Raw genomic sequence first — 13,899 nt, forward strand, 5'->3', positions numbered from 1 at the left:
GATAAGGCTCTCCAGCGGCGAGGAAGGGGTATCACGGGGCAGCGCCGACCAGCTGCAGTGAGAGTAAACGACACAGCTTAAACTCGCTGAAAAACTGTCTTGACCGATGGGTCCACTTTACCAAGACGGAATTTGGAGGACACAGTTTCGCAGCAGATCCTTTCAAACCATCGGCAGTTATGCGCTCTTCCGTTGACTCAATGATGTAGTAATTAACCTCTCCAGTTTTGACCCACGGTATATCACCGTTCCAAAACGTGGCGTTGCTTCGGCTCGGTGTTCCACCTGTCGTAACTTTGAATACGTCTCCAATTGGCTTTTGGGGCCAACCATTCAGATCGGCATCGAGCAAGTCCTGCATTGCAGCTTTCTGAAGTCTATCGACTTCCTGTTCGGCGGTCCTTAATTCTTCTTCAAGCGAGGCAATTGATCCTATGAGTTCAACGAGTCGCTTCTGCTCATCCATCGGCGGCAGCGCGAATTCCTGAACAGCCATCGTTTTCCAATTGATTGTGGGTGATAGCGAACCTACCGAGATTTCAACAGCTCTATTCATGAACAGATCGCTTTGCATGAAGAACGGCAGGAAATCGTCGAGCACAACGTTAGGCTTGGAGCGCAGAACCATCGCATGGGCTGAACAAATGCCATCGAACTCAGCCACGCCGAGCTTACGCTGATAGGCGCGACGGCGTCCGAAAATGATGTCGCCCTTCTTGAACATTAGCTTGGTGGCCTCCACGTCGTCCGGCGTGCCCCAGCGACGAATCTTGAGCGAGTCAGCATCAAGATGCTCCAGGCCAACGTAGTGCTTCATACCGGACTCGGACGGATTGTCGATCCGGGCATTAACGTTGGCCGCCATCTGATCGAAGCGCCAGATCTTCCAGCCCGGCTTCAAATTCTTGTTATCAGACACGCTCGATGTCCTCCGTAATCAGTCCATTCAGCATTTCCACAAGTGCGTCCGTCTGCTGCAAGAAAGACGCGACGTTTACCGAACGACACCTGCGGTGGCCGGGTTTCAAGGCCTTTTCAATCATGGTTGTTCTTCTGTATCCGCCGGGGCCACATACGCTTGGTGTGGGTGCTTGGCGCTTTCCGGGTAGCGGAAGCGCAGTTGTCCGTCGCGCACCATGGGAGTAAGGTGCTTGTTGCGCAGGTAGTCTCGGTCCTTGCCCAGCAAGGTTGCAAGCTGCTCCACGGTCAGCGGGGCCCAGGCGCACAGGTGCACGATAACGTGACGCAGCGCCCCTGCGCTGGCCCGGTCCTTCAAGGTTGCAAGCAAGGTTGCAAGTTCGGGTGGTAAGGTTGCAAGCTCTGGGTTGCAAGCTTCCTCTTCGGTCCGAGGGAGGGCAATCACCTCGGGCACAGTCGTCAAAATGCCCGGAGAAGGCGCCGTCTCCATGTCCAGCGGCAACTGTGCGGAGGCCACGGCGAGCGCGGTTTCCGGTTGAGCCAGCACGTAATAGGTCCGGCTACCCGAGCCTTCCTTGTCCAGTAGGCTGCGGTCGCGCAGGCGGCGCAGCACCTGGCTGGCGGCCAGCGTGTCCAGGCCGCAGAAGTCGCGGCAGGCGCTGTTGTCCACGGCCCCGGTCTCTCGAGCGTAGATCAGCACCTTGGCTTCGTCCCCGTTCACTGTCCCGCCGGCAAAGGCACGCAGCCAGGCGTGGTCATCTTCTGTCAGCAGGTTATGCAAGAAGAGCGTGAGTTTGAATTCGTTGGCCGGCCGGTCCGAATGGAATTCGGGGGCCGTGAGCCCCGCCTCGGCAGCTAGGCGGCGCATTGCGCGGATGCCCGTGCCTTTGGCTTCGGCCAAGTGCAGATCATGCAGCACCGCAGCAATGACGGGGTTGCGCAAGCGTGAGCCCGGGGACCCCAGTTGTTCAGTGGCCTTGAGCGAGTAACCCACGTTGCGCACCTCAATGCGGTTGCTGAACCGAATGATCTGCGTGGGGCTATGCACGGTGTAACTGCGGTGCATGGCCGCATTGGCCAAGGCCTCACGGATGACCTTGCGCGGCAGGATAGGCTCCTGCACGCTGTGCAACTGGCCTTCGGGTAAACGGAAGCCCTTGGGCAGCTCGTCGATGATGCTGGCCTCGGCTTGCGGCAGGGCCAGCAACAGCGGCTTGCGGATATCGATGGACTGGAAGCGATTCTCTGGATCCTCTACCCACTCGTTGCCTGGCACGCGGATGTAGTCGATGCGAACCATCGGCAAGAGCCGCCTCAGAGCTAAGGGTTTGCCGAACAAGACGATGCCGCCCAGCGTGGGTTGCAAGGCGCCGTCGACGCGGCGCACGGCCCCCAGGGCTTCGAGCATGTCCTCGTCGCCATAGGCGAGTTCTTCCGCTTGCGGGTTGATGCGAGCCCGGTCACGGCGGTAGGCAGCGATGGCGGCAGGATCAAAGTCATCCAGCCGGGCATCGGGCAGCAAGCTGGCATCGGGGCCATGGCTGGGCTGACTTTCGCCACGCAGCACCCAGAGGTCCTCGTCCACGCAATGTTGGTCGGTACTACCGATGCGGCGGTAGGCTCCCCGGGGCAAGCCAGTGGCCTTCAGATAAACCGGCTTGTGGGTGACGTCGGCCTCCGCCACGTAAACCACAAGCACGGTATGGCCGTCCACGGTTTCCAGCTGCATCTCAGGTCGCAGCGTGACGCTAAGCATGCTGGCGCACTGCGAGGCTAGATCACGCTGCACCTTGTCTGGATCGGGTAGCCCCGCGGCGCAATAGACGGTATCACCTTTGTCGTTGATGGACCAGTCCACACCGAGCAGCAGATAGCCCCCATCCAGCCCCGGCTCGTTAGCAAAGGCAATGACGGTCTGCATGACCGATTTGCCCGGCTCACTCGCCCGCTTAGCCTCGATGCGGGTGGACTCGTCCACCGCGTTGAGCTCTTCCAGCAAATCCGCTGCACTACGCATGGGAGGCCTCTGGCTCGATCAGACCGTCCAGAGTTTCGGCCAGCGTATCCATCTGCTGCCAAAACGCGCGGCCGTCGGACTGCCACTCGCCCCAGGCGGAGCGCAGTGTGACGACCTGACCATCTGCATGCGTGTCAGGTGCTGTGGCCATACGCTTCACATACAGCGGGATGGAAAGGTTGCCCGTGTTCGCGGCAATCTCAGCCAGCGTGACCACCTTCGCAAAACCGGGCTCGTCAGCAAATACCTTATAGGCCGACAGGATGTGCTGCTGGTGCTCGGGCTTGAGGAAGCTCTGCGCACGTTCTCGGGTCACTTCGTTCACTGCGTCGATGAAGATCACCTTGCCTTTGCGCGTGGCGGCCTTCTTGCGGTTACAGATCACGATGCACGACTCCATCGGGGAGTTGTAGAACAGGTTGGGACCCAAACCGATGACGGCTTCCACCCAGTCCTGTTCGACCATCTTTGCGCGCATCGCCTGTTCTTCATTGCGGAACAACACGCCATGTGGCCAGAGCACCGCACAGCGTCCTTTGGCGGTGAGGCTGGTCAGGATGTGCTGCTGGAACGCATAATCTGCGCGGCCCTGCGGCGGCGTGCCCAGAGAATTGCGGCCCCACTTGTCACTACTCCAGGCCTCGCGGTTCCACTGCTTGATTGAGTACGGCGGATTGGCCAGGATCACATCAAACTGGCGCAGGTGGTCGCCTTCGATGTGCTTAGGTTCAGCCAGGGTGTCACCGCGAATGATCTCGAAGTCCTCCACACCGTGGAGAAACAGGTTCATGCGGGCGATGGACGAGGTGATGAGGTTCCGCTCCTGCCCGTAAAGTTTGAGAGTGCGATATTCGCCGCCGGAGCGCTTCACTTCGTCTAGCGCCGAAATCAGCATGCCGCCAGTGCCGCACGTGGGGTCGTAGATCGACTCGGCTGCCTGCGGCGCCAGGAGTTGCGTCATCAGGTGGACAACGGTCCGGTTAGTGTAGAACTCGGCGGCCGTGTGGCCGGAGTCGTCCGCGAATTTTTTGATCAAATATTCATAGGCGTTGCCCAGCTCGTCTTCAGGGACATTGGCCACCGATAGAGTTTGGGTCGAGAAGTGCTCGATCAGATTCTTCAGCGTTTCGTCGGGCAGACGCTCGCGGTTGGTCCAAGGGGCATCGCCGAAAATGCCATCGAGCAGATCCGGGTTTGCCGTCTCGATGGCACGCATGGCTTTTTGAATGGCTGCGCCCACGTTCTTCGGTGTCTGCCGCACATCGTTCCAATGGGCGCCAGCGGGGATCTGGAAGCGGTGGTTCTCAGCGAACTGCGCATAGGACAGGTCGCCATTGGAATTGGCCAGCGCCGCTTGGTACTCCTCGTCCCACACATCTGACACACGCTTGTAGAACAGCAGCGGGAAGATGAACTGCTTGTAGTCGCCCGCGTCGATCAGGCCGCGCAGCCGCACGGCCGCACCCCACAGGTAACTTTCCAGCTCTTGTTGGCTGATGCGACTCATAACTTTTCCTCCGCCAGCCACGCATCAACGGAAACAAAGAGGTTCTGCTCCCGAACCCTGATTACATGGTTCCACGTGCTGCCAACGAGCGCGAAAACTATCAATGCACTTCCTCCGTCAATGAAATCTTCGTCAAGCACATAATGAGCCTTCAAGTTACACGAGCTAAAAAACCCAACGGACGAGTTGAACGCTATATCCTGAAGTTCTTTACGCTTTGGCTCGCTTAGACATTTTTCAACGGATAGCCAACGCGCATTGCCCAACGCCACCTGCCTAACAAATCCGCCCTCGTCATTCGAGCTACAAAGCTGTGCAAGAAATGTAGTCAATCGCTCTATGCAATCGGGTGATGCTTCTGCATGACTGTTAATCATTCAGCCATCCCCCTTCGGTCATAACCTGCGCAAGCTTCTCTTCGGCCTCGCGGCAGCGGATGAGCGCGTCCTTGAAAGCGGCAATCGCATCGGGCAACGGCGGTATATTTTCTTGCAGTGGCGGCAGGACGTAGCGCGAAATGTTCAACGTCCAGTCCTCGGCCTGGATCTCATCAAGGCTGACCACGCGAACCGCATCCTGCACATCGGCAAAGCCGCAATACCAGCTCAGGATTTCCGCAGCGTGCTCTGGCTCCAGATAGTTTTGCGCACGCCCTCGGCGGAACAGCCGTGACGCATCCACAATCAGCACCTTCTTCTTGTGCTCGGCCGACTTGCGCTTGCGCAGCACCAGGATGCACGCGGCAAGCCCTGTCCCGTAGAACAGATTCGGTGCTAGACCGATGACGGCCTCGACCAGATCCATTTCCAGCAGTTTCTGGCGGATACTCCCTTCTACCCCTTTGCGGAACAGGGCGCCCTGGGGCAGTACCACAGCCATTCGGCCAGTAACATCGGCCATCGACTTGACCATGTGCTGCACCCATGCGAAGTCGCCACTGGATGACGGAGGTAGGCCAGCAAAGTTACGTCCGAAGGGATCGTTCAACCACAGATCCTCGCCCCACTTTTCTAGGGAGAATGGCGGATTGGCGATCACGCAGTCAAAGGTTGCCAGCCGGTCGCCCTCAAAGAACGCTGGGTTGCGCAGCGTGTCACCGCGCACTACCTGGAAGTCTTCTATGCCGTGAAGGAACAAGTTCATCCGGGCGATGGATGACGTGGTGAGGTTCTTTTCCTGACCGTACAGCTTTCCCCACAAGCGTTTCACATCACCGTGCATCTCTTTGACGTGCTGCACGGCAGCCAACAGCATGCCGCCTGTTCCGCAAGCCGGATCATAGATGGTCTCGGCTTCCTTGGGATCGAGCATGTCGATCATCAACCGCACGACGCTGCGTGGGGTATAGAACTCGCCTGCCTTCTTATTGGTAGCGTCAGCGAATTTCTTGATTAGGTACTCGTAGGCATCCCCAAGCAGGTCTGAATTGACGTTCTTGTTGCCAAACGGCAGCTTTGAAAAGTGCTCGATCAGGTCCTTAAGCAAGGCATCCGACAGCCGTTCCTTGTTCGACCACTGAGCATCGCCGAACACGCCATACAGGGTATCTGGGTTCGTTTTCTCAATCTCCCGCATGGCCCGCTGCAGTGCAGCGCCAACATTGCTAGCCTTGCTGCGAACATCGTTCCAGTGACAGTCCTCGGGGATCTGGAAGCGGTGTGACTCCGGAAACCAAGCAAGTTGCTCGTCGCCTGTCTCATCGACGATCTCCTGATACTCCTCGTCCCAGACATCGCAAATGCGCTTGAAAAACAGCAGCGGGAAGATGTAGGTCTTGAAGTCAGCAGCATCTACCGGGCCACGCAGGATGTTGGCGGACTCCCATAGATGGCCTTCGAGCTGGCCCAATGTGATTTCGTGATCATTCATTTAACAAACTCGTTTACAACTTTTTCGACGTCTAGCACTTTCGTACTTGCCCACCGTAGTGTTCGGTTATCTTCAATCATTTATTGTTGGTGGCTGAAATTTCATTTCAGCATCATATCTCAGCCTGCGCAGCCGTAGTGAAAATGACGTCTGCTGCAAAGTTCCAAGGTCACAGCAAGCGCAGAAAAGCCGACTTGCAGCACAAAATTGCCATCCTACAATCGGACCACTATCAACTTCAAAACGAGTCCTATGCCCAACGATTTGACTGATATGGACGACGGCGCTTTTGACAACTGGTTGCACAACATAGGCAACGACGCCTCAGAACACGGCCTGAGTGACGAGCGTTTAATGTCGCTTGTAGGTATAACGCTTCGAGAAACCACACCTCAAGCTCGAGCACAGGCCTTGGTTGACTTGGCAAATTTATGCTATGCGATGGCCGACAAGACGCTGGGGGCACGAGCGCCCGCCGATAAATTCCTGAAGATAGTGGTAACTGTCGGCCAACGCCAATAACCCGCTGCCACTAACGGGCAAACGGAGTAACACCCGCAGCCGAGCCTTAGGAAGGCAGGATGTACAGTTGAGAGAATTTACTTACATAGCCGTTACACGGCCCAGCGTGTTACACCGGAAGGGAATCAGGGGCCACAGCGATGGCTACATAAGCCCTTGATTTTACGATGATATTTTGGTAGGCCTCCCCGGAGTCGAACCGGGCACCAACGGATTATGAGTCCGCTGCTCTAACCAGGCATGAGCTAGAGGCCCAGAAATCGGGACAGTGACAAGCTGGAAAAACGCTCGCCACCCGCTTCAGCGGCGCGGTACCGTGAAGTAGAGTGGCGAGAGGATATTGCGTTTAGTACAGGTCCGTCAAGCTCAGACTACAACAATCAGCTGCTGCCCTCGAGGAAGCTCTTCAGCTTGTCCGAGCGCGACGGGTGGCGCAGCTTGCGCAGCGCCTTCGCTTCGATCTGGCGGATGCGCTCGCGGGTCACGTCGAACTGCTTGCCGACCTCTTCCAGCGTGTGGTCGGTCGACATCTCGATGCCGAAACGCATGCGCAGCACCTTGGCTTCGCGCGGGGTCAGCGAATCGAGCACGTCCTTCACCACGCCGCGCATCGAGGCGTGCAGCGCGGCGTCCGAGGGCGCCAGCGTGTTGTTGTCCTCGATGAAGTCGCCCAGGTGCGAATCGTCGTCATCGCCGATCGGCGTCTCCATCGAAATCGGCTCCTTCGCGATCTTCATGATCTTGCGAATCTTATCTTCCGGCATTTCCATCTTGATGGCGAGGGTCGCCGGATCCGGTTCGGCGCCGGTTTCCTGCAGAATCTGGCGCGAGATCCGGTTCATCTTGTTGATGGTCTCGATCATGTGCACCGGAATACGGATGGTGCGCGCCTGGTCCGCGATCGAACGGGTGATGGCCTGGCGGATCCACCACGTCGCATAGGTCGAGAATTTATAACCGCGGCGGTATTCGAACTTGTCCACCGCCTTCATCAGGCCGATGTTGCCTTCCTGGATCAGGTCGAGGAACTGCAGGCCGCGGTTGGTGTATTTCTTGGCGATCGAGATCACCAGGCGCAGGTTGGCCTCGGTCATCTCGCGCTTGGCCTTGCGCGCCTTCATTTCGCCGGCGGCCATCTGGCGGTTGATGTTGCGCAGGTCCGGCAGCGGCAGCACGACACGGGCTTGCAGGTCGATCAGGCGTTGCTGCAGTTCCTTGATGGTCGGGATGTTACGGCCCAGGATGGCGCTGTAGGCGTGGCCGGCGTTCACTTCGCCGTCCACCCAGTCCAGGTTCGTTTCGTTGCCCGGGAAGACCTTGATGAAGTGGGCGCGCGGCATGCCACAGCGGTTCACGGCCACGTCGAGGATCTGCTTCTCGATGTGGCGCACCTCGTCCACCTGGCCGCGCAGGGTGTCGCACAGCTTCTCGACCACCTTGGCCGTGAAGCGGATGCCCAGCAGCTCGTTGGAGATCGCCTCCTGCGCCTTGACGTAGGCCTTGCTGTTGTAGCCGTCCTTCTCGAAGGCCTTGCGCATCTTATCGAACTGCTCGGCGATGTTGCCGAACTTCTCGAGGGCGGCGGCCTTCAGGGCCTCCAGTTGCTCGGCCGAGTAGCCGGCCGCGCCCGAGGCGCTGCTGGTCTCTTCTTCCTCTTCCTCGGCTTCTTCCTCTTCGTCGGCGTCCTCGTCCTCGTCGTCGGTCGAGGTCGGGGCCACCGCGGTCGGCGAGGTTTGTTCGTCTTCTTCCGGATCGACCATGCCGTCGACGATCTCGTCGATCTTGATCTCGTCCTTGTCGATCTTGTTGGCGGCGTCGATGATCTCGGCGATGGTCACCGGGCAGGCCGAGATGGCCTGGATCATGTCCTTCAGGCCGTCCTCGATGCGCTTGGCGATCTCGATCTCGCCTTCGCGGGTCAGCAGTTCGACCGAGCCCATCTCGCGCATGTACATGCGCACCGGGTCGGTGGTGCGGCCGAAGTCGGAGTCGACGGTCGACAGCGCCGCCTCGGCGGCCGCCTCGGCTTCGTCGTCGCTGGTGACGTTCGGGACGTTGTCGGACAGCAGCAGGGTTTCCGCGTCAGGGGCATGCTCGTAGACGGCGATGCCCATGTCGTTGAAGGTGCCGATGATGCCTTCGATCGCTTCCGGATCGACGATGTTGTCCGGCAGGTGGTCGTTGATCTCGGAATACGTCAGGAAGCCGCGCTCCTTGCCCGACTTGATCAGGGCCTTGAGCTTGTTGCGGCGGATCTCGAGCTCTTCTTCGCTCGCTTCGGTATCCGAGGAGAACGCGTCCTTCAGCAGCGCCTTCTCCTTGGCCTTGCGGTCCTTGGCCTTGGCCTTGTCCGCGGCCTTCAGCTCGGCGCGCTCGACCGCGTTCAGGGCGGCGATCTCGTCGTTCTCGGGCGTGAATTCCTTGGGCTTGCGGCCACGGCGTCCCGGCACCTTGACGGTTGGCAGGACGTAACCGGACGTGTCGATGGCGGCCAGTGCGGCCGCATCGGTCGTCGCATTGACCGGTGCCGGGCTCGCCGTACGAACCTCGGCCTGGTCTTGGCCTTTGTCCACCTTGGCGGACGCTCGCGTGGTCTTTGCAGCCACTTTGGTTTCGGGTTTCTTGGTTGGCACAGGCGCTTTCGAAGTCACAACGACTAACTTTACGATGGTTAAAGATAAAGTTTTTTGTTACCTTACATCACCCTGCAGGCAACGAACCGTTGCCCCGCTAACTGAAACTCCACGCCCCGATTGAAACGAAAAATGGTTTCAACAGTTGCAATAGTTAGCGTTTTATTATAGCACGCACCCCTATTTTTCCAAGTTGCACAAATGACCACACTCGAGTTTGCCGGCGGCCATTAACGGGGTGTCATCGCCGCAGCATCTTCGCGAGCCAGAAGCTCCTGCTGGGCAACGATTTCACGATAGCGAGTACTCACCTGATCTGGGGACAGCCCAGAAGAAAACAACTGGTTAAGTTCTTGTTTTAACGAGTCCATCTTGATCTGGCGCACAGCACTAAGCAGCCAGATACGGTCTGCCTCAACGTCCGATTCCGGTTCGGCGGCAATTTCCGAGATCAAACTGTCGTATTCTGCCGTCACTTCTTTTAAGCCTTGTGACAAGGCGGCGAAGGTGCCGTACTCGCCCAGGCCCTGGGCCAGGTGAACCAGGTGGCGCAGCGCGTCGGCGGCTTCCAGGCCGAAATAATCGAAGGAGGCCAGGGCTTCTTCGTTCAGCAGCAGCGCCAGGTGCGGGTGCGACACGAGGATGCGCAGCATCTGCAGCTCGAGCCCCACCGGTTTCGGACGGCCCTGGCGCGGCGGCGCGCGGCGCACCACCGATACGGGCTTAGACAGTTCGAACAGCGATTCGATCTCGGCCGACGAGGATTCGGTCAGGTTCGCCAGCCCGCGCACGATCTGCAGGCGCAGGGCGGTCGGCGCCATCGCCTGCAGCATCGGCTTGGCCTCGTGCTGGGCGTGCGCCCTGCCCTCCGGCGTGTCCAGGTCGTGTTCGAGCGTCACTTCGCGCAGCAGGAATTGCGACAGCGGCATCGCATCAATGATTTCCTGTTCAAACGCCTCGGCGCCGTGCTCGCGCACGAAGCTGTCCGGATCGTGCTCTTGCGGCAGGAACAGGAACTTGATGGTTTTGTCGTCCGTCACCTGCGGCAGGCAGGCTTCCAGGGCGCGGCGGGCAGCGCGGCGGCCGGCCTTGTCGCCGTCGAAGCTGAAGATCACGGTGTCGGTCTGGCGCAGCAGCTTTTGCACGTGGGTGCTGGTGCAGGCGGTGCCCAGCGTCGCCACGGCCTGCGGGAAGCCCAGTTGGGCCAGGGCGACCACGTCCATGTAGCCTTCGGTCACCAGCACGTAGCCGGCGTCGCGGATGCTTTGACGCGCCTCGAACAGGCCGTACAGTTCCAGGCCTTTCTGGAACAGCGGGGTTTCGGGCGAGTTCAGGTATTTCGGTTCGCCGCCGTCGAGCACGCGGCCGCCGAAGCCGATCACCTGCCCCTTGGTATTACGGATCGGGAACATGATCCGCTCGCGGAAGCGGTCGTAGCGTTTCTTGTTGTTGCCGTCCTCGTCGACCTTGTCGATCACCAGGCCGGATTCGACCAGGGCCAGGGCGTCGTAGTCGGGGAAGACCGAGCGCAGGTTGTCCCAGCCGCCGGGCGCATAGCCCATGGCGAAGCGGGCCGCCACCTCGCCGGTCAGGCCGCGGTTCTTCAGGTAGGCGATGGCGTTCGGCGCTTCGCGCAGCTGGGCGCGGTAGTAGGCGCAGGCCTGGGTCAGCGCTTCGGTCATGGCCAGCGACTGGGCCTGCTGGGCGGCGCGCTGCTGCGGCGGGATCTTGTCGTCCTGGTCCGGCACCACCATGCCCACGTTCTGGGCCAGGTCCTTGACCGCATCGACGAAGCCCATGCCGGAGTATTCGATCAGGAAGCCGATCGCGGTGCCGTGGGCGCCGCAGCCGAAGCAGTGGTAGAACTGCTTGGTCGGGCTGACGGTGAAGCTGGGGGACTTTTCGTTGTGGAACGGGCACAGGCCCATGTAGTTGGCGCCGCCCTTTTTCAGCTGGACGTAGCGGCCGACGATGTCGACGATGTCGACACGATTGAGCAAATCGGTAATGAAGGATTGCGGAATCACTAGGAGGTACTCAGTGTTTGTCTCAACTCAGACTATACCGCAGCGGTGACTGCAAATTGATTTATGACAAGGCATCCGTTTGGATGGGGTCGGCTGTGCAGAACACGTCGCGGCCATTCTCAAGCTGATCGACCGCGTGGGGTGATCTGGTCCGGTGGACCAGATCACGAGTCGCCCACCCTACGAAAAGCGGTATACCGTAGGGTGGGCAGGTTCCCTGCCCACGCGGTCAAGCACAACATGCTCAGCCGCCGGACAGCGCCTTCTTCACCAGCCCCGACACCACGGTCATGTCCGCACGCCCCGCCAGCTTCGGCTTGAGCACACCCATCACCTTGCCCATGTCCTGCGGACCGGCGGCGCCAGTCGAGGCCACGGCCGCCGCCACTTCGGCGGCGATTTCCTCGTCCGACAGCCCGGCCGGCATGTAGGTCGACAGGATCGCCAGTTCGGCTTTCTCGATGTCGGCCAGGTCGGCGCGGCCACCGGCTTCGAACTGGGTGATCGAATCCTTGCGCTGCTTGATCATCTTCTCGACGATGGCCAGGGTCTGGGTATCGTCCAGCTCGATCTGCTCGTCGACTTCCCTGCGCTTGATCTCGGCAAGGATCAGGCGGATGGTGGCCAGGCGGGTGCTTTCCTTGGCGCGCATCGCGGCTTTCATGTCCTCGGTGATTTGTGCTTTCAGGCTCATGCTGTCTCCGTCTGGTAGAGCTAAGTGAATGGATATAAACGACAAAACCCGCCGCGGCATAACCGGAGCGGGCTTGCGGACGCTCAGCGACTCGCCGGGACTAAAGTCGCCGGGGCAAGCCGTCAATGCAGTCTGATTAGTACAGCTTCTTCGGCAGCTGTTGGCTGCGGATGCGCTTGTAGTGACGCTTCACTGCGGCGGCCAGCTTGCGCTTGCGCTCTGCAGTTGGCTTTTCGTAGAACTCGCGAGCACGCAGTTCAGTCAGCAGACCGGTTTTTTCGATAGTGCGCTTGAAGCGACGCATAGCGACTTCGAACGGCTCGTTTTCTTTAAGGCGGATAGTGGTCATGTAAAAATCAAACCGTTGGATTTAGGGAAGAACGAAATTCTAGCACCGATTGACGTGCATTGGAAGGGTTTATCAATTTGTTCCGCAATTGCCACAGCTTACACACTGCTGCCCGCCACGTAGCCCGAAGCCCATGCCCACTGGAAGTTGTAGCCGCCCAGCCAGCCGGTCACGTCGACCGTCTCGCCGATGAAATACAGGCCCGGCACCTTGTTCGCCATCATGGTCTGCTGCGACAACTCGCGCGTGTCCACGCCGCCCAGCGTCACCTCGGCCTTCTTGTAGCCCTCCGAGCCGGTCGGCACGATGGCCCAGCGGTTGATGGCGTCGCCCAGCTTGCGCAGCTTGGCGTCGGCCATGTCGGCCAGGCGCGCGTCCGGGGCGAAGCCGTTGGCCAGCAGCAGGCCGTCGGCCAGGCGCGCCGGCAACCATTGCGCCAGCACGTTGCCGAGCTGCTTCCGGACCGTGGTTTTCATCGCGATCAGCTCCTCGGCCACGTCCATCTCGGGCAGCAGGTCGAGCACGATCGGGGTGCCCGGCTGCCAGTAGCTCGAGATCTGCAGGATCGCCGGCCCCGACAGGCCGCGGTGGGTGAACAGCAGGTCTTCGCGGAAGTGGCCGCGCTGCGCCTTGCCCTTGCCCTTGCCGCCGCCCCCGGTGCTCACCTCCACTTCCAGCGCGATGCCGGCCAGCGGGGCGAAGGCTTCCCAGCTGGGGCCGTCGAAGGTCAGCGGCACCAGGCCAGGGCGCGGCTCGACGATCTGCAGGTCGAACTGCTTCGCGATACGGTAGCCCAGGTCGGTGGCGCCGATCTTCGGGATCGACAAGCCGCCGGTGGCGATCACCAGGCTGTCGCATGTGATGTCGCCGGTATCAAGCGTGATGTGGAAGCCGGCTCCGCCCCCGCCGACCGCTTCGATGCTGCCGATCTTGCAGGGCATGCGCCAGCTGACCTCGCCCGCCGCGCACTCGGCGCGCAGCATCTCGATGATCCGTTCGGACGCGTCGTCGCAAAACAGCTGGCCCTTGTGCTTCTCGTGCCAGGCGATGCGGTGTTTCTTCACCAGGCCGAGGAAGTCCAGCGGCGTGTAGCGCGACAGCGCGCTGCGGCAGAAATGCGGATTCTGCGACAGGAAGTTGGCCGGGCCGGCGCCGACGTTGGTGAAATTGCAGCGCCCGCCCCCGGAGATGCGGATCTTCTCGGCCAGGCGGGTGGCATGGTCGAGCAGCACCACGCGCCTGCCGCGCTGGCCCGCCACCGCCGCGCACATCATGCCGGCGGCGCCCGCGCCGATTACTGCTACATCATAGTGTTTTGCCATGCCCCGTTACCGTGTCCCGCGAATCGCCAAACCGGCCATTG

General features: G+C 60.1%; 10 protein-coding genes and 1 tRNA gene. 1 reads left to right on the plus strand and 10 read right to left on the minus strand.

The annotated features are described in order from the left end of the window. Nucleotides 1-31: 31 nt before the first annotated feature. From ACK4S9_RS10370 to ACK4S9_RS10385, 4 genes are all read right to left on the minus strand, one after another. A complete protein-coding gene (locus ACK4S9_RS10370) occupies nt 32-919 on the minus strand; it encodes a restriction endonuclease subunit S (RefSeq protein WP_409725104.1) in 888 nt (295 codons plus the stop codon). Nucleotides 920-1,039: 120 nt separating this feature from the next. Next, complete coding sequence (locus ACK4S9_RS10375) at nt 1,040-2,935, minus strand: ATP-binding protein (protein ID WP_409725106.1); 1,896 nt, start codon at nt 2,933-2,935, stop codon at nt 1,040-1,042. Beyond that, complete coding sequence (locus ACK4S9_RS10380) at nt 2,928-4,442, minus strand: N-6 DNA methylase (protein WP_409725108.1); 1,515 nt, start codon at nt 4,440-4,442, stop codon at nt 2,928-2,930. The genes ACK4S9_RS10375 and ACK4S9_RS10380 overlap by 8 nt, the downstream gene beginning before the upstream one ends. 369 nt (nt 4,443-4,811) lie before the next feature. Next, entirely contained in the window at nt 4,812-6,311 is a 1,500-nt protein-coding gene (locus ACK4S9_RS10385) for an N-6 DNA methylase (protein WP_409725110.1), read from the minus strand. 252 nt (nt 6,312-6,563) lie between these two features. Between ACK4S9_RS10385 and ACK4S9_RS10390 the strand changes: the two genes are divergently transcribed. Next, nucleotides 6,564-6,833 (plus strand): hypothetical protein, encoded by a 270-nt coding sequence (locus ACK4S9_RS10390; protein WP_409725112.1) that lies wholly within the window; start codon nt 6,564-6,566, stop codon nt 6,831-6,833. A 176-nt stretch (nt 6,834-7,009) separates the two neighbouring features. Here ACK4S9_RS10390 and ACK4S9_RS10395 read toward each other — a convergent pair. From ACK4S9_RS10395 to ACK4S9_RS10420, 6 genes are all read right to left on the minus strand, one after another. Beyond that, a tRNA-Ile gene (locus ACK4S9_RS10395) sits at nt 7,010-7,088 on the minus strand. A 125-nt stretch (nt 7,089-7,213) separates the two neighbouring features. Further along, a complete protein-coding gene (gene rpoD, locus ACK4S9_RS10400; protein ID WP_409725114.1) occupies nt 7,214-9,406 on the minus strand; it encodes an RNA polymerase sigma factor RpoD in 2,193 nt (730 codons plus the stop codon). 290 nt (nt 9,407-9,696) lie between these two features. After that, nucleotides 9,697-11,493, minus strand: a complete 1,797-nt coding sequence (gene dnaG / locus ACK4S9_RS10405; protein ID WP_409725117.1) for a DNA primase — start codon at nt 11,491-11,493, stop codon at nt 9,697-9,699. A 244-nt stretch (nt 11,494-11,737) separates the two neighbouring features. Beyond that, on the minus strand, nt 11,738-12,187 hold the full coding sequence (locus ACK4S9_RS10410) for a GatB/YqeY domain-containing protein (protein ID WP_409725120.1): 450 nt from the start codon (nt 12,185-12,187) through the stop codon (nt 11,738-11,740). Between the two features lie 136 nt (nt 12,188-12,323). Further along, nucleotides 12,324-12,536 (minus strand): 30S ribosomal protein S21, encoded by a 213-nt coding sequence (rpsU, locus tag ACK4S9_RS10415; protein ID WP_005665410.1) that lies wholly within the window; start codon nt 12,534-12,536, stop codon nt 12,324-12,326. Between the two features lie 98 nt (nt 12,537-12,634). Continuing rightward, nucleotides 12,635-13,858, minus strand: coding sequence for an NAD(P)/FAD-dependent oxidoreductase (locus ACK4S9_RS10420; protein WP_409725127.1), 1,224 nt, complete (start codon nt 13,856-13,858; stop codon nt 12,635-12,637). Nucleotides 13,859-13,899 lie beyond the last annotated feature (41 nt).

This window comes from Massilia sp. (genome assembly GCF_046293535.1).
Lineage (GTDB): Bacteria > Pseudomonadota > Gammaproteobacteria > Burkholderiales > Burkholderiaceae_D > Telluria.